Origin of the sequence: Saccharothrix australiensis (assembly GCF_003634935.1) — a bacterium.
GTDB classification, from domain to species: Bacteria; Actinomycetota; Actinomycetes; order Mycobacteriales; family Pseudonocardiaceae; genus Actinosynnema; species Actinosynnema australiense.
The window spans coordinates 2,482,806-2,503,447 of the sequence record NZ_RBXO01000001.1; the positions used below are offsets into that span (position 1 = coordinate 2,482,806).

The following is a 20,642-nucleotide window of genomic DNA, read 5'->3' on the forward strand; positions in this document are numbered from 1 at the left end:
GTTCGTACGGCTCGACGACGGCCATCCCGGTGAGCGGTGGCGTGCGAACGCCGGCCCCGGCCTTGTGTCCTCTGTGGACGATGGACGGGTCGTGGCGGCCGGTGCCGGCTCGGTGACGGCCCAGGCACCGCCCGTGACGCCGTCGCCGCCGGGAAACCCCGGTCCGCCCGACGCGGACCGCGTCGGCGATCATGGGCGGTGTTCGTCGGTGGTGGTCGGTCGGGGAGGCGCAGTGGCGGAACGCGTGGTCGAGGCGGGGGACATCCGGCTCTGGAGCGAGGAGTCGGGCGACCCGGCGGGTCCGCCGGTCCTGCTGGTGATGGGCGCCAACGCGTCGGCGGTGGGCTGGCCCGACGAGTTCGTCGCGCTGCTGGTGGCCGGCGGGTGCCGGGTCGTCCGGTACGACCACCGCGACACCGGGCGGTCCACGGTGGTGCCGCCCGAGACCGCCGACTACGACCTCGGCGACCTCGCCGCGGACGCGGTCGCGGTGCTGGACGCGCACGGCGTCGACGCGGCGCACGTGGTGGGCCTGTCGATGGGCGGGCTGATCGGCCAGCTGCTGGCCGTCGACCACGCCGACCGCCTGCGCTCGCTCACGCTCGCCCTGACCGGCGCGCTCGACATGGGCACGACGGACGAGCCGAGGTCCGACCAGGGCGAGCGCCTGGAGCGGCTGATCGCGCTGGCCGAGCCGGCCGCCGACGCGGAGTCCGAGGTGGAGCGCCGGGTCGCGGTGTGGCGCGAGCTGCACGGCGCCGTGCTGCCGTTCGACGCGGCGGAGTACCGGCGGCTGGAGGAGCGCGCCATCGCGCACGCCGGCACGATCGTCCCGCCCACCGGCCACGTGCGGCTGGCGTCCACGCCCGTGCCGCGCGGCGCGGACGACCTGCGCACGGCGACCACGCCGACCCTGGTCGTGGCGGGCACCGAGGACCCGTTCTACCCGCCGGGTTTCGGCCGCCACCTGGCCGGCCTGCTGCCCGACGCGCGGCTGCTGGAGGTGCCCGGCCTCGGGCACGCCCTGCCCTCCGCCGTGCACGGTGTCGTGGCGGACGCGATCCTCGACCACGTCCGCAGCCACCCCTGAGCGCGGCCGGGGCGGGTCCGGCCGGACCCGCCCCTAATCCCTTGCGCCGTCCCGGTCAGCGGTGGCCGCCGGCGGGCTCGTCGGTCCGCGTCACGGCGATCGCCACGGTCGGCCAGCGCATGGTGAACTCGCTGCCCAGCGCGTCGATCGCCGCACCGACACCGGCCGTCACCTCCTCCGCCAGGTCCGGCGGGAGCCCCGTCACGGGACCGGTGGTGCGCAGGTGGTCGAGCCACTCGTCGCGGGTGTAGGAGCGCTCGGAGTCGAACCGCCACCGCTCCGGTTCGCCGAACCCGCCCGCCTCCCGGATCCCGTCGACGGCCTTGGCCGACATCGCCTCGTACGCGCCCAGGGGGTCCCGCGCCACGCCCGTGAAGTCGAAGGGCGAATCGGGCACGACCCGGCGGTAGACCTCGACGAAGGCGTCCAGCACGGCCGCCGGTGGCGTGAACGCGTGCCAGAACACCGCCAGCCGACCGCCGGGCCGCAGCACCCGCGCCGCCCGCGCCGCGCCCGCGACCGGGTCGACCCAGTGCCAGGACTGGCCGGCGACGACGGCGTCGAACGTGCGGCCAGCGGGGTCCCACGCCTCGAACGTCGCCACCTCGACGTCGAACAGCCCGTCGCGCCGCGCGAAGTCGGCCATCCGCGCGTCGGGCTCGACGCCCAGCACGGCGCAGCCCGCCGCGTGGAACTGCCGGGCCGCGATGCCGGTGCCGCAGCCGACGTCGAGGACGTCGGGGCCGGTCCGGTCGGGTAAGCCGGCCACCACCCGTCCCACCAGGGCGTCGGGGTAGCGGGGCCGGGTGCGGTCGTAGCGCTCGGGATCGGTGCCGAACGACTCCGCCACCCGCCGGTGCCGGTGGGGTTCGGGAGCAGGGCCGGACGTTGAAGTGGGCATGTGCCCACCTTAGTGGGCAAGTGCCCACTCGGCTACCGTGCGGCGGGACGGGAGAAGGGGAGCACGGGATGCCGACGGGGATCGCGATCCGCGACGTGCGCGAGCAGCTGTTCGCCGCCGCCGACCGCATCCTGCTCCGGGACGGGCCGAGCGCGCTGACCAGCCGCACCGTCACCGCCGAGGCGGGCTGCGCGAAGGGCGTCCTGCACCGGCACTTCGCCGACTTCGACGCCTTCCTGGCCGAGTTCGTGCTCGACCGCGTCGACCGGATGGACGCCCAGGCCGCCGCCCTGCGGGGTGCGGCGGGCACGGGCGACGTCGTCGGCAACCTCACCGACGCGCTGACGGCCCTGTTCGGGTCGGTGGCGGTGGCGATCGTCTCCCTCGTCACCTTCCGCGACGAGCTGCGCGCCCGGCTGCGCCGGGACTGGCCGGCGGGCGTGCCGGTGCTGACGGAGGCCGCGACCATGCTCGCCGACTACCTCGCGGCGGAGCGCGACCTGGGACGCCTCGCGGCGGACGCCGACGTCGACGCGCTCGCGCCCACGCTGATCGGGGCGGGCCACCTGCTGTACGCCGACCGGACGGGGGAGCGGCCCGCCGACGACGCCGTCCGCCGGATGGTGACCGCGGTCCTCGGCGGCGTCGTGCGGTGAGCGGCCGGCCCGACCGACCGCCGTCCGGCCCGACCGGCACCCGTTGACCGGACCCGTCCGGCCGGTGCCCGCCCGACCCGGTGCCGGGCTGACCGGCGTCACCTGATGGCGCTGACCGGCGCCTGTCGGGTCGGTGCCGTTCGGCCGGATGCCCGTCGAGCGTCCGCGCGGAGGTGACCGCGCTTACCGGGTGGGCGCTTACCGGGTGGGCGCTTACCGGGTGGGCGCTTACCGGGTGGGCGCGGTCAGGCGGCGTGCTCGGCGCGGCGGGCCCGGCGACGGCCCGGTCGTGCGGACGGTCCACGAGTGCCTCCAGGCCGTCCTGTGGAACAGGACGGTGGGCATCACGTCGCCGGCGCACGCCCTCCCGGTGGGCCTCGTGTCCGTGCCGCTGGTCGACCGGCCGCCCGGCGAACTCGTCGTCGCGTGGCCGAGCGCACGACCCGGCCCGCTGGGTCCGCTCGTTCGTCCGGATCGCGGTGGCCCATTCGGAAACCCGCATCCGGGGCGGAGCGGAATAGGCACCGAATGTGCCCGAAGGGGCAATCGCGGTCGGTGGTGGCCGCCGGGGGGCGCGGTCCGGGCCGCCGGCGCGGAGTACGGCCGTGGCGCGGGGGTGAGCACGGCCGCGCCTCAACGGCCTAATCGCCGCGTGCCGCTCGGCGCAGTGCGGAAGGGCAATCCTTCCGATGGAGCTTGGGTTATCCGTGATAATCGAGTTCTCGTCATATTCGGTGCGACCGGTAAACGCGCTGATCAGCGTGAACGACCCGAAAAATGCAGTTGCGCAGCGTGTTCACCGCGTCACCCGTTCGGCCCTTTCTGCCCTCCAGCCGGTCGCATAACGTCGCCCTCGGGTCGCGACCGGCGGACGCCGTCGCGTGCCCGTCCGGGGGTGGCCCCGTCCGGGGGAGTGCGCACGTCGTGTCGACGCTGTGATTTCCCGTGCGACCGCGCCCGGTATTCGGTGTCCGGCCGGAGTTTTCTCATGGGGCGCCCATTCCGGGAATGGGCCGATGCGCTGGGGCGGGAGACATGTTCGCCGAGTTGGATCTGCGCGTGCGTTTCGGGGAAAAGAATTATGGGGGGCTCTACTCGTCGGAGAGCCTGGTCGCGGTTCTCCAGGAGGTCGAGGACGCCTTCGTGAAGGCCCAGGCCGACCCGGTGTTCATGGGCCGGTTCGAGGAGGTGCTGAAGACGTTCGCCGGCCGCGCCACGCCGCTGATGTTCGCGGAGCGGTTGTCGGAGAAGTACGGTCGGCGGATCTACCTCAAGCGCGAGGACCTGCTGCACGGCGGGGCGCACAAGACCAACAGCACCATCGGGCAGCTCCTGCTGGCCCAGTACATGGGCAAGACGCGGATCATCGCGGAGACGGGCGCGGGTCAGCACGGCGTCGCCACCGCGATGACCGGTGCGAAGCTCGGCCTGCCGGTCGAGGTCTACATGGGCGCGGTGGACGTGCGGCGCCAGCAGACCAACGTCAAGCGGATGGAGCTGTTCGGCGCCACCGTCCACCCGGTCAGCTCCGGTGGCGCGACGTTGAAGGACGCGATCAACGACGCGATGCGCGACTGGATCACCAACGTCGGCAGCACCTACCACTGCTTCGGCACGGCGGCGGGGCCCTACCCGTACCCGTCGATGGTCAAGTACTTCCAGTCCGTCATCGGCACCGAGGCGAAGGCCCAGCTCCGCGAGCAGGCGGGCGTGCTGCCCGACGCGGTGTTCGCGTGCATCGGCGGCGGCAGCAACGCGATCGGCATGTTCGCCCCGTTCACCGAGGACCCCGACGTGCGGTTGTACGGCGCGGAGCCGGCCGGCCTCGACGACGGCTCCGACCGGCACGCGGCGACGTTGACGCGCGGCACGCCCGGCGTGTTCCACGGGATGCACTCGTTGTTCCTCCAGAACTCCGAGGGCCAGATCACCAACACCCACTCGATCGCGGCCGGTTTGGACTACCCCGGCGTCGGGCCGGAGCTGGTGGCGATGCAGGACTCCGGGCGCGCGACCTTCGAGGCGGTGTCGGACGCCGAGACCGTGGACGCGTTCGCCGAGCTGTCCCTGCTGGAGGGCATCATCCCCGCCTTCGAATCGGCGCACGCGCTGGCGCTCGCCCTGCGCACCGCGCCACGCCTGGACCCGGACGCCGTGCTGCTGGTGTGCGTCTCGGGACGGGGCGACAAGGACCTGGACGAGTACTGGAACTACCGGGGGGTCTGACCGATCATGAACCGATTCGACAGTGCTTTCCAGGCGTCGGACCGCAAGCTGTTCGTCCCGTTCTTCACGCTGGGCGACCCGAACCGGGAGGAGAGCCTGGGGCTGATCCGGGCCGCCGTGGACGCCGGCGCGGACGCGGTCGAGCTGGGCTTCCCGTTCTCCGACCCGATCACCGACGGCCCGATCAACCAGCGGTCCATGAAGCGGTCGCTCGACGCGGGCACCACCTACGACGCGTGCGTGGACATGGTGCGGGAGATCCGGCGCGCCTACCCCGACCTGCCGATCGGGCTGCTGCTGTACTACAACCTGCTGTTCAAGCGCGGGCGGTCCGCGTACGCGGAGCTGGCCGAGGTCGGCGTGGACGCCGTGGTGTGCTCGGACCTGCCGCTGGAGGAGGCCGCCGAGCACGAGGCGCTGCTGGCGGAGCACGGGTTGGGCTGCATCCAGATGGTCGCGCCGAACACGCCCGCCGAGCGGGCGAGCAGGCTGTTCGAAAGCTCCAGCGCGTTCACCTACGTCATCAGCCGGTTCGGCACCACCGGACCGAGCGTGCGGTTCGAGGACAACTCGGTGCAGCGCATCAGGATGTTGCGCGCGCTCACCGACAAGCCGATCGTGGTCGGGTTCGGGGTGAGCACGCCGGCCCAGGTCGCGGACTTCTGGGACGCGGGCGCGGACGGCGTGATCGTCGGCAGCCACTTCAGCCTGCTCGTGGAGCGCAACCTCGGCGACGTGAGCGTGGCGCGCAAGGAGATCGAGGACTTCGTGCGCGCGCTGCGGGAGCCGGGCGAGGTCTGATGCGCAGAGCGGACTGGGCGCGGCTGCTGGTGCTGGGCGCGCTGTGGGGCGCGTCGTTCATCTTCCTGCGCGTCCTGGCGCCGGTGATCGGCGCCGTCCCGACGGCGGGCCTGCGGGTCGGCGTCGGCGGGCTGGCGTTCCTGCCGTACTTCGCGGTGGTGCGCTTCCGCCCGCGGTGGCGCGCGCACTGGGTGCACTACGCCGTGGTCGGGCTGTTCAACGTCGCCGCGCCCATGCTGCTGTTCTCCTACGCGGCGGTGCACATCCCCGCGTCGTACTCGGTGATCATCAACTCCAGCACGCCGCTGTTCGGGACGCTGCTCGCGGCGGTGTTCCTGAGCCAGCCGCTGACCGTGCGCGGCGTCGCGGGGCTCGTGATCGGCATGGGCGGCGTGGCGCTCGTCGCGGGTGCGGGGTCGACCGGCGACGCCACGGTGGTGTTCTGGCTCGGCATCGGGGCGTGCCTGCTGGCGGCGGTCTGCTACTCGCTGTCCGGCGTGTACGTGAAGCGGTTCGCGCACGGCGTGGACCCGGTCGGCACGGCGGGCTGCTCGCAGTTGCTCGCGGGGCTGGTCATCTTCCCGTTCTGGGCGGCGGACCTGCCCGACATCCGCTTCACGTGGTCGATCGTGCTGAACGTCCTGGCCCTCGCGGTGCTCTGCACGACGATCGGCTTCCTGCTGTACTTCCGGCTGATCGCGGACGTGGGCCCGGCCCGCGCGATGATGGTGGCGTTGCTGACGCCGCTGTTCGGCGTGGGGTGGGGCGCGCTGTTCCTCGACGAGCGGATCACCGTCTCCGTGGCGGTGGGCTGCGCGCTGATCATCCTGTCGGCGGCGCTGGTGCTGGTGAAGCCGCGGCGGCGGGCCCCGTCGCCGGGTCCGGTGCGCAGCGGGTAGCGGGTCCTGGCCGGGCCGACGCCCGGCGCGCCCCGTCCGGGGTCGCGCCGGGCGTCGGTCTGCCGCCGGCGGTCGGTGCTCGTGCCACCGTCGCTCGTGGGCGGTGGGCCGGCCCGCGCACCGCGTGCGGGCCGGCCCGTTGTTCAGGCCGGCGTGGGCAGCTCGTGCTCCTCCACGACCCGGCGCACCTCCACCTCGATCTCGTCGAACAGCTCGGCGTACCGCCGGGCGAACGCGACGGCGGCCTCCCGGTCCTCGGCGTTGATCAGCGCGAACCCGCCGATGACCTCCTTGGCCTCGGTGAACGGCCCGTCGGTCGCGGTGGTCGCCCCGGTGCGGGTCTTGCGCACCCGCGCGCCCTGCGCGGACGGGTGGACCCCCTCGGCGGTGATCAGGACGCCGTCGTCGATCGCCTCCCGGATGAACGCTCCCATCTTCTCGATGAACTCCGGGCTCGGGTTCCACGCCTCCGGGGCGCGCTCGTCGAGCCGGTGCATGAGCAGGAACCGCATCTTCACTCCCTGGTGTGCTCGTACCGGACCGGTCGGTCCCGCCGACCGGCCGTCACGTACGCGTCGAACGAGGGCACCCCCGTTTCGACATCCTCGGGGAGGGATCTTCGCCGGGTGGTGGCGGGGTGGCCGCACGTGACCCGTGTCGAGCGCCCGCGATCCGGTGGCTCCCGGTCGGTGCGCCGGCCTGCCGGACGTGCCGCGCCGCGGACCTGTTCGACCGGGTGGCCGCGCGGGCGAGTTCTGCCTGTACTTCCAGTACAACCTGACCGGCTCGGTGTCCGACTTCGCCACTTCGGTCCCGGACTACGGCTCCTCGCAGCCCTCCTGCCACGAGTTCAAGGGACCCGCCACCGGTTCCGCGCCGGGTCGGCGGGACGCGCGGTGTCCGGGAACACCGCGCGTCCCGCCTTCGTCATAAGGGGTGGGCGCGGCCTGCGGGCCGCGTCGCCTTCCAGTGGCGCGATCCGTCGCCGGGCGAGTTCCCCGGCGGAGGACGGAAAGGACGGTGGGGTAATGGTGACGGCCGCGGACACCCGTGGGGACCTGGTGCCGCTGCGAACCGACTTCGACCTGGTGTGGCGCGGCTACGACCGCCACCAGGTGCGGCACTACGTGCGGGGCGTGGAAGCGGAGCTGCGCCTGGCCGCAGTGGACCGGGACGCCGCCGTCGCCCGAGCCGAGGACCTCACCCGGCAGCTGGAGGCCGCCCGCGGCGAGATCGCGGAGCTGCGTGGTCGCGTCGACCGGATCAGCCGCACCCCGATCGAGCCGTCCGCGCTGACCGAACGCCTGGGTCGCATGGTCGAACTGGCCCACGAGGAGGCCGCGGACGTCACCGAGCGGGCGCGGGCCGCCGCCGAGCAGTGCTGGGCCACCGCGAGCCAGGCCACCGACCGGCTGCGGCAGCGCGCCGACCAGCTGGTCGCCGAACTGGACCGCCGCCGCCGCGAGATGGAGACCGAGCACCGCGAGCTGATGGCCCGCTCGCGGGAGCGGGTCACCACGATGGCCGCGGAGGCGGCGCGGAGGCGGCGCGAACTCGACGAGCGCTCCGCGCGGCTGCGGGAGGAGGTCGAGACCGACTTCGAGCTGGCCATGTCCGCCCGCCGCGCCGAGGCGCGGCAGGCGATCGCGGAGCAGGAACGCGCCGCGCGGGAACGGGCCGACCGGTTGGTGCGCGAGGCGAGGGAGTACGCGGAGCGGATCGTCGCCGAGGCGCGGCACGAGGTCGACGTCCTGCGCGCGCACCGCGGGCGGCTCGCCGAGGACCTGCGCGCCGCGCACCGCCTGCTGGCCGACGTCGAGCCCCTCCTGCACCCGCTGCCGGAGGAAGCGTCGGCGCCGCAGGGCGATCCGGTGGCGCCGGACGTCCCGGCGGCCCGGAATGGCGCCGAGGCGGCGGGTGTTCCGCTGCCGCCGGGTGGTTCGGCGTCGGCGTCGGACGGGTCGGTCGCGCGGGGTGACTCGCTGCCGCCGGGCGGCCGGGCGGTGCCGCCCCGGGTGGAGGCGGTGGCCCCGGACCGCGTGCTCACGGGTGCTTCCGTGGCGTGATCGTGGGGGCGTGATCGCGGGCGGGTGATCGCGCAGCGGGCCGCGCCCGGGCAGCAGTGGACCGCGCCCGGGCGACGAGCCGTGCTCGGGTAAGGGGCGCGGTGAATGGGCGCTGTGAGTGGGTGCTGTGAGTGGGTGCGGTGAGTGGGCGCTGCGAATGGGCGCTGTGAGTGGGCGCGGTGAGTCGTGCTCGGCAAGGGGCGCGGTCGGCCGCGCCCGGACAACGGGCCGTGCTCGGGCAACGGGGCGCGGCAAGGGCGCGGTCGGCCGTGCTCGGGCGAGCGCGTGACCGGGCGGGCGCTCGTCAGCTCGGGTGGTGGCGGACGGGGCCGACCCGGATGTCGGGTTGCCCCGCCTGCCCGCCGCGGCGGACGCGGACGGGGATCGGCACCGGGCCGGGTGCCGCCGCCACCGGGTCCGGTGACGGCGGCGCGGTGTGCCGCCGGTCGTGCGCGGCGCGCCGTTCGGGGTCGCGCAGCAGCGCGTAGGCGGCGAGGACTTCCGCCAGGCGGGCCGGGTCGGTCGGCGCGCTCCGGGTGTCCGGGTGCAGCGCCAGGACCAGGGCCCGGTAGGCCGCCGCGATCCGCGCCGGCGAGGCGTCGCGCGGCACGCCGAGCGCGCGGTACGGGTCCGGCGGCTGCGGTGCGGGTCGGTGCGCCATGCCGCCGGTCAGGTGGCGAGCTGCTTGGTGTCGCCGCCGGCGCTGATCGCGATCTTGCGCGGCTTGGCCTTCTCGGCGACGGGGATGCGCAGGGTCAGCACACCCGCCTGGTAGCTCGCCTGGACCTGGTCGGTGTCCAGGGCCTCACCGAGGAACAGTTGCCTGCTGAACGTGCCGCGCGGTCGCTCGGCGACGAGGTAGTCGGCCCGGTCGCCGTTCGAGGCGGCCTGCTCGCCGTTCCCGCCGGGCCGTTCCGCCCGGACGGTCAGCACGTTCTGCTCGACGTCCAGGTCGATCGACGCCGGGTCGACGCCGGGCAGGTCGAACTCCACCACGAACTGCCCGCCCGCGCGGTAGGCGTCCATCGGCATCACCGCGGGGCGGCTGAGGGTCCCGTTGCCGCCGAAGAACTGCTGGGTCAGTCGGTCGAGTTCGCGGAACGGGTCGGTGCGCATCAACATCTCCACGGTCTCCTTCCGGCAACCATCTCGCTCGATCGGTGTGGTGCGCGGGCTTCGCGCGTCCGCCCGCCCGCCCCGGAGCGACCGGGACGGGCGGATCGGTGCGGGGCGCGGTCGCGCGACCGGCGGCGCGGGCGACAGCACACGCCCGGCGCCTCGCGCGGCAGGGCGGAGGCGTAGCGCCGCGTCGGCGGGCTGCTCCGAGCACGCCCGTCGCTCGGCGAGGCAGGCCCTCGGCGGACGCCGGCCGCACCCGCGGGTCGTGTGCGACCTGCGGCGTCGGACGGGCGTCGCCGGTCGCGGGACTGCGGCGTCGTGGGATTGCGGCGTCGCGGGCTGTGGCGTCGTGCGCTGTGGCGTCGTGGGCTGTGCGTCGCCGGAGTGCGGCGGTCGGGTGGGCGTCGCGGCCGCGCGACCGCGGCCAGGCGGAGGAGACCGTTGCCGCGCGCCGACCGCGCGCACCACCCGCGCACACCCCGCGACCGCACCGGCTGGGCACCGGGCCGCGCGCCGCCCGCTCGCGCCGTCACCGCCGCGCGGCGGCTGGGGCTCGCGGCGGGCGGGAGGGCGCGAGTCGGCGGCGGCGCCGAAGTTGGCCGCCACGATCGCGTCGAACTCCTCGTGCAGCCACTGGCGGTCGGAGAAGACCACCTCGGCGAACCGCGCCGTCTCCGGCCGGGTGCGCGTCGCCTCGCCGATCACGTCGATCACTCCCAGGGCATCGTCACCAGGTTCTGACCGATACCCATAATCTACAGTCACCACTGGAGGTTCTGTCAACCACTCGATTGAGGTAATCTCGGCTGACGGGTGCCGGCCGTGGTCGCGTGCCCCGACGTGGGAGGAGCCGATCGGTCGTGGCCGTGCGCAAACTGGACGACGTGGACTACCCGGCGTACAGCACGGGCCAGGCGGCCGACCTGCTCGACGTCCAGCAGGCGTTCCTGCGCAGCCTCGACACGGCGGGCCTGTTGTCCCCGCGGCGTTCCGGGGGCGGGCACCGGCGCTACTCGCGCCGCCAGCTCGAACTGGCCGCGCGCATCCGCGTCCTGTTCGACGAGGGCCACACCCTGGCCGCCGCCGCGCGCATCATCGGCCTGGAGGACGAACTCGCCGCCGCGCACGACCAGATCGCCCGGCTGCGGACCAGGCTCGCGGCCCCTGACGGCGCACCGGTCCCCGACGGCGGGGCACCGGTGCCCGACGGCGGCGCGCCGGCCGACCGCGTGCCGGCTCCCGGTGACGATGCGCCGGGCCCCGGTGACCGCGCGCCGGGCGCGGAGGAGCCCGCGAACAACGGTTGAGCGGCGCGTCCTGTCCGGAATCACGCCCCTCCTCGTGGAGGAGCGACAAACCGGAAGCTGAACTCGTGTGGAATCACTCACAGCACGTAGCGATTCGCCTGTGAGCGATGTCGGAGGAGACGCGTGCACTTGTTCACCGGCCAGTGCGCACGCGTTCACCTCACCGGTCCGCGGCATCGCCCGGCAGCGGAAAAAGGCGTTTGCCGCGCGTCCGGTGCCGGTAGGGTTGACGGGGTTCAGGGCGCTGTTGCCCTTTCTGGCGCCCGTATTCTTCTGGGGGATCTCGCATGACTTCCGCAGGTGTGTCCGACGCCGTGTCGTCGCCGCCCGCACTCAGCCGCAGCGATCGCACGGTGATCGGCGTGCTGCTCGTGGCCACGTTCGTGGTCATCCTCAACGAAACGATCATGGGCGTCGCGCTGCCGGTGCTGCTCACCGAATTGCACGTGACGGCGGCCGTGGGGCAGTGGCTCACCGCCGGCTTCCTGCTCACCATGTCGGTGGTCATCCCGGTCACCGGCTACCTCATCCAGCGCGTGCGCACCCGTGTTCTGTACGGCGTGGCGATGACCCTGTTCAGCGCCGGCACGCTGATCGCTGCGCTCGCGCCGGGGTTCGAGGTGCTGCTGGCGGCGCGCGTCGTGCAGGCGAGCGGCACGGCGATCATGCTGCCGCTGCTCATGACGACGGTGATGACGCTCGTGCCGCCCGCCCGGCGGGGCGCGGTGATGGGCAACATCTCCATCGTGATCTCGGTCGCGCCCGCCGTCGGCCCCACGGTGTCCGGTGTGGTGCTGGACGTGTTCGGCTGGCGCGGCATGTTCTGGGTGGTGCTGCCGATCTCGGTGGCGATGCTGGTGATGGGCCTGCGCTGGGTGTCGAGCATCGGTGAGACGAGCGACGCGCCGATCGACGTGGTGTCGGTGGTGCTGTCGGTGTTCGGCTTCGGCGGCCTGGTCTACGGCCTGTCGAGCATCGGGCACTCGGGCGGGTCCTCCGCCGCCACGCTGTGGGTGTCGCTCGCGGTGGGCGTGGCGGGCATCGCGGCGTTCGTGCTGCGCCAGGTGTCGCTCCAGCGCCACGAGCGCGCGCTGCTCGACCTGCGCACGTTCGGCTTCCGCACGTTCACGCTGGCCAGCGTCCTGATGATGGTGATGATGGGCCTGCTGCTCGGCGCGGCGACGGTCCTGCCGATCTACACCCAGAACATCCTGGGGCTCGACCCGCTGGCCACCGGCCTGCTGCTGCTGCCCGGCGGTCTGCTGATGGGCCTGCTGTCGCCGTTCGTCGGCCGGCTCTACGACCGGGTGGGGCCCCGCATCCTGCTGGTCGTCGGCACGATCGCGACCGCCGCGTCGCTCTGGTTCGCGACGACGGGGTTCAGCACCTCGACCCCGGCGGTGCTCGTGCTGGCGTTCCACCTGGTGCTGAGCCTGGGCCTGGCGTTCTCCTTCACGCCGCTGTTCTCGGCCGGGCTGGGCGCGCTGCCCGCGCGGCTGTACTCGCACGGCAGCGCGATCTTCGGCACGACGCAGCAGTTGGCGGCGGCGGCCGGGGTGGCGCTGCTGGTGAGCGTGATGAGCGCGCGTGCGGCCGGCCTGGCGGCGTCCGGTGAGCCGCGGGTGCAGGCGGAGATGGGCGGTGTGCACGCGGCGATGCTGCTCGCGGCGATCCTCGCGGTGGTGGCGGTCGTCGGCGCGTTCCTGGTCCGCGGCGGCAAGGCCGAGACCCCGGCGTGACACCGACGCCCCGGTCCCGCTCCTCGCGGGACCGGGGCGCGCCGCGGTGTGGCCTCTCGCGGTGCCGGGGCGCGCGTGGTGTGGCTACTCGCGGCCGAGCCGTCGAGCGGGCGGTTCCGCACCTGGTCGGCGTATGCTCGCCCACTGTGAGTGACACCACGGAGACCAGCGCGAACCCCGAGCACAGCCAGAGCGGGACGTACTCCGTCAAGGGCAAGGAGTACACCCGCGACACCCGCTACATCACCACCCGGATCACGGCCGACGGCCGCGACGGCTTCCCCGTCGAACCGGGTCGGTACCGGCTGGTCGCGGCCCGCGCGTGCCCGTGGGCGAACCGGACCATCATCGTGCGCAGGCTGCTCGGCCTGGAGGACGCGCTCTCGCTCGGCCTGCCCGGTCCCACCCACGACGCCCGGTCGTGGACGTTCGACCTCGACCCGGACGGCCGCGACCCGGTGCTCGGCATCGAACGCCTCCAGGAGGCGTACTTCCGCCGCGACCCGGACTACCCGCGCGGCATCACGGTCCCGGCGATCGTGGACACGACGACCGGCGCGGTGGTGACGAACGACTTCGCGCAGATCACCCTCGACCTGTCGACCCAGTGGCGCGCCCACCACCGCGAGGGCGCGCCGGACCTGCTGCCCGCCGAGCACCGCGACGAGATCGACGCCGTGAACCAGCGGGTCTTCACCGAGGTCAACAACGGCGTCTACCGCTGTGGTTTCGCGGGCAGCCAGGAGGCGTACGACGCCGCGTACGAGCGCCTGTGGACCGCGCTGGACTGGCTGGAGGACCGGCTGTCCGACCGGCGCTACCTGGTCGGCGACACGATCACCGAGGCCGACGTGCGCCTGTTCACCACCCTGGTCCGGTTCGACCCGGTCTACCACGGGCACTTCAAGTGCAACCGGAACAAGCTCAGCGAGCTGCCGAACCTGTGGGGTTACGCCCGCGACCTGTTCCAGACGCCCGGTTTCGGCGACACGGTGGACTTCGAGCAGATCAAGCGGCACTACTACGTGGTGCACACCGACATCAACCCCAGCGGCATCGTGCCCGCCGGCCCGGACCTGTCCGGGTGGGTCACCCCGCACGGCCGCGAAGCGCTCGGCGGTCGGCCGTTCGGCGACGGCACGCCGCCCGGACCGGTCCGCGAGGCCGAGCGGGTCGACCCGGCGCACACCCCGTTGCGCTGACCGGGCCCGATCGCTCACCGTCCACTTCGGACAGTCATCGGCCGGTCGACTGCTCGGCCGGTCGACTGCATCGCGGGGATGACGCCTGCGGGTGGTCATCCCCGCGTGGCACCGGAATCGCCTCCGCCGACCGACGCGCCGCGCCCGTGGGTCGCCGGGGCACCGGCGCGGGAGCTGGTGGTCTCCCTCTGGTACCCGGCGGAGCGCCGGGGCGGCCCGCGCGCCGCGCACACGACGGCGCGGGAGTCGGAACTCCTGCTCACCGAGGGTGGTATCACCGGTGTGCCGCTGGACGTCTGGGCACGACACGCACCAACGCCGTCCGCGACGCCGGGCCGGCGGGCCGGCGGGGCGCGAGCGCGCCTGACCGGCTGGAAGCGCCGGCTCCTGGCGGAGGGCGCGGCGCACGCCTCGTCCACCGACGTCGGGCTGCTCGCGGGGGACAGCTCGGCTTCGGCGCGGGCACGCCCGCCGCGCGCGTCGCGGTGATCACCCGCGCCTGCACCGCGGCGTTCCTCGACCGGCACCTGCGCCACCGACCGCGCGGCCTGCCGGACGGGCCGAGCCCGCGCCACCCCGAAGTGTCGTTCTGCTGGGCGGGCACCCCCGGCGAGCCCCGCTGATCCGCGCGACCGGCCCGCGCCGACCGCGTCCGGGGGTCCGGTCGACCCCGTGCCCGACCCCGGCCCGCGGCGGGTCCACCCCGGTCCAGCGCGGGTTCCCGCCTCCCGGTGGACCTCGGGTCCGACCGCCGCGACCCGTCCGACCGCCCTCCCCGCGTCCGGCCGGCCCGCCCGTGTCCGTTCGTGTTGCCGTGGTCCGCGTGCCTTCCCGGACCGACACCGGACCGGGACACTGGCCCCATGCGGACGATCGACTGGGTGGACGGCCGGATCATCGCGATCGACCAGACCCTGCTGCCCGGCGAGCTGACGACCCTGCGGATCGACACGGTCGACGCGCTGGTGGCCGCGATCCGGCGGCTGGCGATCCGGGGCGCGCCCGCGCTGGGCGTGGCCGGCGCGCTCGGGGTGGCGCTGGCCGCGGGCAACGGCGGGGACGTGCGCGCGGAGGCGGCGCGGCTGCGCGCGGCCCGGCCGACGGCGGTGAACCTCGCGTGGGGCGTGGACCGGGCGCTGGCGCGGCTCGACGACGGACCGGACGCCGTGGTCGCCGAGGCGGTGCACGTGCTGGAGGACGACATCCGCCGCAACCGCGAGCTGGGCCTGCGGGGCGCGCGGTGGCTCGTCGACCGGCTCGGCGGACCGGTCAACGTGCAGACCCACTGCAACGCGGGCGCGCTGGCGTGCGTCGAGTGGGGCACCGCGCTCGGCGTGGTGCGGGCGCTGCACGAGTCCGCCGCGCTGGGCCACGTCTACGTGGACGAGACCAGGCCGTTGCTCCAGGGCAGCCGGTTGACGGCGTGGGAGCTGGCCCGCATGGGCGTCGCGCACACCGTGGTGGTCGACTCCGCCGGGCCGACGGTGATCGCGCGCGGCCTGGCCGACGCGGTGGTGGTGGGCGCGGACCGGATCGCCGCGAACGGCGACGTGGTCAACAAGATCGGCACGTACCCGCTGGCCCTGGCCGCCGCGCGGGCCGGTGTCCCGTTCGTCGTCGCCGCGCCGGAGTCGACCATCGACCTGGCCACCCCCGACGGCGCGTCGGTGGAGATCGAGGTCCGCGACGCCGCCGAGGTCGTCGGCGACCGCGCCACCGCCGCGCTGAACTACGCCTTCGACGTCACCCCCGCCGACCTCGTCACGGCGATCGTCACCGACGAACGGATCATCCATGGAAAACCGCTGGGCTGAAACGCACACCGACCCGCTCGACGCGTGCGTGTACGGCTCGCGGCTGCTCGGCGGCGACCCGGACCTCGTGCTGCACGGCGGCGGCAACACCTCGGTGAAGGTCACGACCGCCGACCTCACCGGCCGTCCGGTGGACGTCCTGTACGTCAAGGGCAGCGGCTGGGACCTGGCGGACATCGAGCGGGCCGGGTTCGCGCCCCTGCGGCTGGAGCGGCTGCGCGAGCTGCTGACCCTGCCCAGCCTGCCGGACGGCCGGATGATGAACGAGCTGCGGTGCGCCCTGCTGGACGCGAGCGCGCCCGACCCGAGCGTCGAGACCCTGCTGCACGCGCTGCTGCCGCAGCCGGCCGCCCTGCACAGCCACGCCGACGCGGTGATCACCCTGACCAACCTGCGCGAACCGCGCGTCGCGGAGGTGTTCGGCGACCGCGTCGTGGTGGTGCCCTACGTGATGCCGGGTTTCGCGCTGGCCCGCACGTGCGCGGAGCTGTTCGCGCGGCACGCCGACGGCGACACGGTCGGCGTCGTCCTGATGAACCACGGCCTGTTCACCTTCGGCGAGGACACCGAGCAGGCGTACGCCCGGCACGTCGAACTGGTCGGCGAGGCCGAGGAGTTCCTGGCGCGGCACCGGCCGGCGCGGGCGGCGTCGGCCGCCGCGCTGCCGCCGGTCGACCCCCTCGTGCTCGCCCGCCTCCGCAGGGAGATCGCGGACGTCGCGGGACACCCGGTGATCGCCGGCAGGCACACCGACGCCGCCACCGCGGCCTTCGTCGCCCGGCCGGACCTCGCCGACGTGGCCGGCCGGGGCCCGGCGACGCCCGACCACGTGATCCGCACCAAGCGCGTGCCGCTGGTCGGCCGGGACGTCGCCGGCTACGCCGAGGACTACCGCCGCTACTTCGCCGAGCACGCGCGACCGGGCCTGACCATGCTCGACCCCGCGCCGCGCGTCCTGCTCGACCCCGAGCTGGGCATGGTGACGGTGGGCAGGCGCGCCAAGGACGCCGACATCGCCCGCGACATCTACGCGCACACCATCGGCGTCATCGAGCGGGCCGAGGCGTTGGGCGGCTACCGGGCGCTGCCGGCCGCCGACCTGTTCGACGTGGAGTACTGGGAGCTGGAGCAGGCCAAGCTGCGGCGCGGCGGCGCGCCCGCCGAGTTCACCGGCGAGGTCGCGCTGGTCACCGGCGCGGCGTCGGGCATCGGCCGGGCCTGCGTCGACGCCCTGCGCGCCAGGGGCGCGAGCGTGGTCGGGCTCGACCTGACGCCCACCCCCAGCCGCGCGGACTACCTCGGCCTCCAGGTCGACGTCACCGACGCCGCCGCGGTGCGGGCCGCCCTCGGGCGCGGTGTCGAGCGGTTCGGCGGCGTGGACGTGCTGGTCGCCTGCGCCGGGGTGTTCCCCGGTGACGCGCCGATCGCCGACCTGGACCAGGAGACGTGGCGGCGCACCATGTCGGTCAACGTCGACTCGGTCGCGACGCTGCTCGGCGCGGCGCACCCGCTGTTGCGGTTGGCTCCGCGTGGCGGGCGCGTCGTCGTCGTGGCGTCGAAGAACGTGCCCGCGCCGGGACCGGGCGCGGCGGCGTACTCGGCGTCGAAGGCCGCGCTCACCCAGTTGGCGAGGGTCGCCGCGCTGGAGTGGGCGGCCGACGGCATCCGCGTGAACACCGTCCACCCGGACGCGGTCTTCGACACCGGGCTGTGGACCGACGAGGTGCTCAGCCGCCGCGCCCTCCGCTACGGGCTGGACGTCGAGGCGTACAAGCGGCGCAACCTGCTGGGCGCGAAGATCACCAGCGCGGCGGTCGGCCGGCTGGTCGCGGAGCTGTGCTCGGACACCTTCGCGTGCACCACGGGCGCGCAGGTGCCGATCGACGGCGGTAACGAGCGGGTGGTCTGACGGCGGCCGGTGACCGGGCCCGGTACGGCGGACCGGCCGGCGCGAGCCTGGAACCCGTCGGCTGGGCGGACTACTGTCCGGCAGGTGCCCGAGCCGGTCGGAATCCGCCTGAGCCCGTTCGCCGGTGCGTTGCGCCGCGCGATCCGGGAGCGCGGCGCGACCCTGGAGCGCCTGGCCGAGCACCTGCGGGACCAGGGCACACCGGTCAGCGCCGCGACGCTGAGCTACTGGCAGTCCGGGCGCAGCCGGCCGGAGCGGGCCCTGTCGCTGGCGGCGCTGCGCCACGTGGAGCGGTTCCTCGGGCTGCGCGGCGGCGAGCTGGCCGGCCTGCTGGACGCGCCCCGGCCGAGGGGCCGACCGGCCCACCGCCCGCCGTCGCCCGCCCCGATGTCGCGGGTCTGGCCGGACGCGCGGTCGCGGCGGCGGGCGCTGCACGGGCTCCGCCCGCGCGACGAGGCGCGCCTGACCAGGCTGAGCATCGTGTCGCGGCTGGAGATCGGCCCGGACCGCACCGAGCGGCGCCAGTGGAACCGCAACATCCTCCGCGCCGAGCAGGACGGCGTCACGAGCATGGTGCTGTTGTTCTGGCCGGACGCGCACCAGCCGCCGCCGACGCTGGTGCCGACCCGGAACTGCACGATCGCCGCGTCGAACCGGGACGAGGACTCCGGGCTGACCGCCGCCGAACTCCGCTTCCCGCGCCCGTTGGCGCGGCACGAGACGATCATCGTCGAGTACGAGATCGAGCAGGGCGGCGCGGTGCCCGCGACCAACCACGAGCAGCGCGGGCGGATGCCCACCCGCGAACTGCTGATCGAGGTGCGGTTCGACCCGGCCGCGTTGCCGAGGCGGTGCGAGCAGTTCTCCGACATCGGCGGCAGGCCGCTGGTGCGCCCGCTGACGTGGGACGACTCCTACACCGTGCACGCGCTGGGGCTGGACGTGCGGCCGGGCGCGTTCGGCATCCGCTGGTCGTGGTGAGCCCGCTGCCCGGCGGCCACCGGCTTAAGCGTTAACAGGGGTTGATCGATCAACTTTTTTCACCGCGCGGTGCCGGCCGGCAGTATTCCGGCGCACGGCAAAGCCCACCGGCGGGCCGACCACGCGGACCACCCGGCACCGCGCGGCACGCGGCGGACGACGGAGCGCACCCCGTTCCGGACCGCCGCCACCGCGACGACGCCGGGCGCGCGCGACCGCCGGGTGCCGCGCGAAGCGACCTGTGTGTGCCCCTGCCGCGAACGGCCCCGGCCCCGCCGGGGCCGTTCGTCGTGCCGCGGTCGCGCCGGGGCCGTTCGTCGTGCCGCGGTCGCGCCGGGGCCGTTCGTCGTGCCGCGGTCGCGCCGGGGCTGTTCGTCGTGCCGCGGTCGCGCCACCCGCTGCGAGGTGGCCGCTGCACGGTGCGCTTCCCGCCCGCGATCAGCCGGAGGCCCGTGCGCGACGTCGCCGACCGCGCCCGGTGCCCGCGTCCCCGCACCCGACCGGGGTGCGGGGTTCCGGACCCGGCCGAGGTCCGACGCGCCCGCTCAACCGAGGGCGGACCCGTCCCACAGCCGGTCGACCAGTTCCGCCGCCCGCTGGGTCAGCTCCGTCCCGCCGAACCGGCCGATGCGGGTCCACGCGCCGAGGCTGACCTCGTAGATCGGCCGGTCCCACGCCTCCGGGTCGGTCAGGTAGCCGAGGTAGTCGTTGGCGTAGCCCACGGGCAGCACCCGGCGGCCGTCGTCGGACCGCTGCTTGAGCACGAAACCGAGTTCCACGAACGGTTCGCCGGGCAGGCAGGCGAGCGCGACGTCGCCGAGGCGCAGCACCTGCACCTCGGCGGAGATCGGGTCCGTGCCCCGGTCGATCGCGACGAGCTGCTCCTCCGTCTCCTGGAGCTGCCCGGTGAGGCGCACGATCTCGGCGCGCGGCGCGCCGGAGGCGACGGCGTCGTCCAGCGCCTGCCTGCGCGCCTCCCACTCCCGCTGGAACGGCGCGCGGTCGGGCAGGTCGCGCGACGCGACGGCGAGCCGCTCGGACACCGCCGAGACCGGGCCGGACACCGGCGTGTCGGCGGCTTCGACGACTTCGAGGACCTTGGCGGCCAGCGCCATGCCCATCCGCTCGGTGTGGGCGAAGGCGTCGCGGACGTTCTCCGGCAGCAGTTGGTACTCCGCGTCGAACGGCGGCTTGCCCGCCCCGTTCTGGTGGGTCAGCGGGTCGGGCGGCGGGCTCTGGTTGCCGCACGCGCCCTGGAGGAACAGCGCCGCGCGGCAGCCGGGCACGTTGCGCTCGACGAAGTCCGACGTGACACCGGGGAAGTCCGCCGAGGCGTACGGCTGCACCTGCACGTACACGGGGTGGTTCGCGAAGTTGTAGAGCACCGACGACCAGCCCGGCGCCTCCAGCACCAGCACGTCCACCTCGGGGTCGTCCGGCGCGGCGGCCGGGTCCGGGTACGCCCAGGCGTTGCGGTTGACCGCGAGCGTGCCGCGCACCACCTCGCCGCGACCGCGCCGCGCGGTGACCGGGCGCCGGTCCTCGAACGCGAGGACGGCGGAGCTGACGAGGAGTTCGGCGAACCGGGCCAGCCACTCGTCCGCGCCGGGCGTGTCGAGCAGGCGGCGGACGTCGCCGGTCTCCGGGCTGGAGTGGGTGTGCGAGCTGGCGACCAGCACGTGCGACGGCGGAACGCCGGTGGCGTCCTCGATCGCGCCGCGCACCTCGGCGGTGAAGTCCCGGTCGGGGCCGAGGATGTCGTTGTTGATGCCGAGCGCGTCGACGGCGATGACGATGACCGTCTCGCCGCCCACCTCGCCGAACGCGACCGCGCGGGCGTGCAACGCGTCGTGGACGCCGAAGTAGGGCGAGTGCCGTGGGATCCCGCCGAGGTACGGGATCGTCAACGGAGGAGTCACATCCACTTTCGCC

19 protein-coding genes are annotated in these 20,642 nt (G+C 74.5%); 14 read left to right on the forward strand and 5 right to left on the reverse strand.

Annotated elements, in window-relative coordinates:
• Nucleotides 1–232 precede the first annotated feature (232 nt).
• Nucleotides 233–1,090 (forward strand): alpha/beta fold hydrolase, encoded by an 858-nt coding sequence (locus C8E97_RS11650; protein WP_121004474.1) that lies wholly within the window; start codon nucleotides 233–235, stop codon nucleotides 1,088–1,090.
• A 55-nt stretch (nucleotides 1,091–1,145) separates the two neighbouring features.
• On the opposite strand, the gene C8E97_RS11655 is transcribed toward C8E97_RS11650, so the two are convergent.
• The gene (locus C8E97_RS11655) at nucleotides 1,146–1,991 is read right to left on the reverse strand and encodes a class I SAM-dependent methyltransferase (RefSeq protein WP_121004477.1); all 846 of its coding nucleotides are present in this window, start codon (nucleotides 1,989–1,991) and stop codon (nucleotides 1,146–1,148) included.
• A 68-nt stretch (nucleotides 1,992–2,059) separates the two neighbouring features.
• On the opposite strand from C8E97_RS11655, the gene C8E97_RS11660 reads away from it, so the two are divergent.
• The 4 genes from C8E97_RS11660 to C8E97_RS11675 all read left to right on the forward strand — a co-directional run bounded on the left by C8E97_RS11660 (nucleotide 2,060) and on the right by C8E97_RS11675 (nucleotide 6,573).
• On the forward strand, nucleotides 2,060–2,647 hold the full coding sequence (locus C8E97_RS11660) for a TetR/AcrR family transcriptional regulator (protein WP_121004479.1): 588 nt from the start codon (nucleotides 2,060–2,062) through the stop codon (nucleotides 2,645–2,647).
• 1,059 nt (nucleotides 2,648–3,706) lie between these two features.
• The gene (trpB, locus tag C8E97_RS11665; RefSeq protein ID WP_246018822.1) at nucleotides 3,707–4,873 is read left to right on the forward strand and encodes a tryptophan synthase subunit beta; all 1,167 of its coding nucleotides are present in this window, start codon (nucleotides 3,707–3,709) and stop codon (nucleotides 4,871–4,873) included.
• Nucleotides 4,874–4,879: 6 nt separating this feature from the next.
• Entirely contained in the window at nucleotides 4,880–5,674 is a 795-nt protein-coding gene (gene trpA, locus C8E97_RS11670; RefSeq protein ID WP_121004485.1) for a tryptophan synthase subunit alpha, read from the forward strand.
• Complete coding sequence (locus tag C8E97_RS11675) at nucleotides 5,674–6,573, forward strand: DMT family transporter (protein WP_121004488.1); 900 nt, start codon at nucleotides 5,674–5,676, stop codon at nucleotides 6,571–6,573. Before trpA ends, C8E97_RS11675 begins: the two co-directional genes overlap by 1 nt.
• Before the next feature lie 143 nt (nucleotides 6,574–6,716).
• On the opposite strand, the gene C8E97_RS11680 is transcribed toward C8E97_RS11675, so the two are convergent.
• On the reverse strand, nucleotides 6,717–7,085 hold the full coding sequence (locus tag C8E97_RS11680) for a YciI family protein (protein ID WP_121011323.1): 369 nt from the start codon (nucleotides 7,083–7,085) through the stop codon (nucleotides 6,717–6,719).
• Nucleotides 7,086–7,634: 549 nt separating this feature from the next.
• Between C8E97_RS11680 and C8E97_RS11690 the strand changes: the two genes are divergently transcribed.
• Entirely contained in the window at nucleotides 7,635–8,639 is a 1,005-nt protein-coding gene (locus C8E97_RS11690; protein WP_147455076.1) for a coiled-coil domain-containing protein, read from the forward strand.
• Between the two features lie 304 nt (nucleotides 8,640–8,943).
• Here C8E97_RS11690 and C8E97_RS11695 read toward each other — a convergent pair whose 3' ends face one another.
• Together C8E97_RS11695 and C8E97_RS11700 are read right to left on the reverse strand one after the other, a co-directional pair.
• Nucleotides 8,944–9,300, reverse strand: coding sequence for a J domain-containing protein (locus C8E97_RS11695; RefSeq protein ID WP_121004498.1), 357 nt, complete (start codon nucleotides 9,298–9,300; stop codon nucleotides 8,944–8,946).
• Between the two features lie 8 nt (nucleotides 9,301–9,308).
• Complete coding sequence (locus C8E97_RS11700) at nucleotides 9,309–9,761, reverse strand: Hsp20/alpha crystallin family protein (RefSeq protein WP_121011326.1); 453 nt, start codon at nucleotides 9,759–9,761, stop codon at nucleotides 9,309–9,311.
• 438 nt (nucleotides 9,762–10,199) lie between these two features.
• On the opposite strand from C8E97_RS11700, the gene C8E97_RS34040 reads away from it, so the two are divergent.
• From C8E97_RS34040 to C8E97_RS11735, 8 genes are all read left to right on the forward strand, one after another.
• Complete coding sequence (locus tag C8E97_RS34040) at nucleotides 10,200–10,499, forward strand: hypothetical protein (protein WP_147455077.1); 300 nt, start codon at nucleotides 10,200–10,202, stop codon at nucleotides 10,497–10,499.
• 119 nt (nucleotides 10,500–10,618) lie between these two features.
• Nucleotides 10,619–11,065: a MerR family transcriptional regulator gene (locus C8E97_RS11705; RefSeq protein WP_121004501.1), complete on the forward strand. Its 447-nt coding sequence runs from the start codon at nucleotides 10,619–10,621 to the stop codon at nucleotides 11,063–11,065.
• Between the two features lie 287 nt (nucleotides 11,066–11,352).
• The gene (locus C8E97_RS11710; protein ID WP_121004504.1) at nucleotides 11,353–12,804 is read left to right on the forward strand and encodes a DHA2 family efflux MFS transporter permease subunit; all 1,452 of its coding nucleotides are present in this window, start codon (nucleotides 11,353–11,355) and stop codon (nucleotides 12,802–12,804) included.
• Between the two features lie 242 nt (nucleotides 12,805–13,046).
• Nucleotides 13,047–14,006 carry a glutathione S-transferase family protein gene (locus C8E97_RS11715; protein WP_121011329.1) on the forward strand — a complete coding sequence of 320 codons (960 nt, stop codon included), beginning with the start codon at nucleotides 13,047–13,049 and terminating at the stop codon, nucleotides 14,004–14,006.
• A 105-nt stretch (nucleotides 14,007–14,111) separates the two neighbouring features.
• Nucleotides 14,112–14,495 (forward strand): hypothetical protein, encoded by a 384-nt coding sequence (locus tag C8E97_RS11720; RefSeq protein WP_121004507.1) that lies wholly within the window; start codon nucleotides 14,112–14,114, stop codon nucleotides 14,493–14,495.
• A 374-nt stretch (nucleotides 14,496–14,869) separates the two neighbouring features.
• Nucleotides 14,870–15,820 carry an S-methyl-5-thioribose-1-phosphate isomerase gene (gene mtnA, locus C8E97_RS11725; RefSeq protein ID WP_121004510.1) on the forward strand — a complete coding sequence of 317 codons (951 nt, stop codon included), beginning with the start codon at nucleotides 14,870–14,872 and terminating at the stop codon, nucleotides 15,818–15,820.
• Nucleotides 15,801–17,729, forward strand: a complete 1,929-nt coding sequence (locus C8E97_RS11730) for a bifunctional aldolase/short-chain dehydrogenase (protein WP_121004513.1) — start codon at nucleotides 15,801–15,803, stop codon at nucleotides 17,727–17,729. Before mtnA ends, C8E97_RS11730 begins: the two co-directional genes overlap by 20 nt.
• An 84-nt stretch (nucleotides 17,730–17,813) precedes the next feature.
• Nucleotides 17,814–18,710, forward strand: a complete 897-nt coding sequence (locus tag C8E97_RS11735) for a helix-turn-helix domain-containing protein (protein ID WP_121004516.1) — start codon at nucleotides 17,814–17,816, stop codon at nucleotides 18,708–18,710.
• A 545-nt stretch (nucleotides 18,711–19,255) separates the two neighbouring features.
• Here the strand turns inward: C8E97_RS11735 and C8E97_RS11740 are convergent.
• On the reverse strand, nucleotides 19,256–20,617 hold the full coding sequence (locus tag C8E97_RS11740; protein ID WP_121004519.1) for a hypothetical protein: 1,362 nt from the start codon (nucleotides 20,615–20,617) through the stop codon (nucleotides 19,256–19,258).
• Nucleotides 20,618–20,642: the final 25 nt, after the last annotated feature.

What these genes read in the sequence shown, in the direction of transcription:
- C8E97_RS11655 (WP_121004477.1), bottom strand. Translation starts at nt 1,991, where the DNA reads ATGCCCACTTCAACGTCCGGCCCTGCTCCCGAACCCCACCGGCACCGG.
- C8E97_RS11660 (WP_121004479.1), top strand. Translation starts at nt 2,060, where the DNA reads ATGCCGACGGGGATCGCGATCCGCGACGTGCGCGAGCAGCTGTTCGCC.
- trpA (WP_121004485.1), top strand. Translation starts at nt 4,880, where the DNA reads ATGAACCGATTCGACAGTGCTTTCCAGGCGTCGGACCGCAAGCTGTTC.
- C8E97_RS11675 (WP_121004488.1), top strand. Translation starts at nt 5,674, where the DNA reads ATGCGCAGAGCGGACTGGGCGCGGCTGCTGGTGCTGGGCGCGCTGTGG.
- C8E97_RS11680 (WP_121011323.1), bottom strand. Translation starts at nt 7,085, where the DNA reads ATGCGGTTCCTGCTCATGCACCGGCTCGACGAGCGCGCCCCGGAGGCG.
- C8E97_RS11695 (WP_121004498.1), bottom strand. Translation starts at nt 9,300, where the DNA reads ATGGCGCACCGACCCGCACCGCAGCCGCCGGACCCGTACCGCGCGCTC.
- C8E97_RS11700 (WP_121011326.1), bottom strand. Translation starts at nt 9,761, where the DNA reads ATGTTGATGCGCACCGACCCGTTCCGCGAACTCGACCGACTGACCCAG.
- C8E97_RS11710 (WP_121004504.1), top strand. Translation starts at nt 11,353, where the DNA reads ATGACTTCCGCAGGTGTGTCCGACGCCGTGTCGTCGCCGCCCGCACTC.
- mtnA (WP_121004510.1), top strand. Translation starts at nt 14,870, where the DNA reads ATGCGGACGATCGACTGGGTGGACGGCCGGATCATCGCGATCGACCAG.
- C8E97_RS11730 (WP_121004513.1), top strand. Translation starts at nt 15,801, where the DNA reads ATGGAAAACCGCTGGGCTGAAACGCACACCGACCCGCTCGACGCGTGC.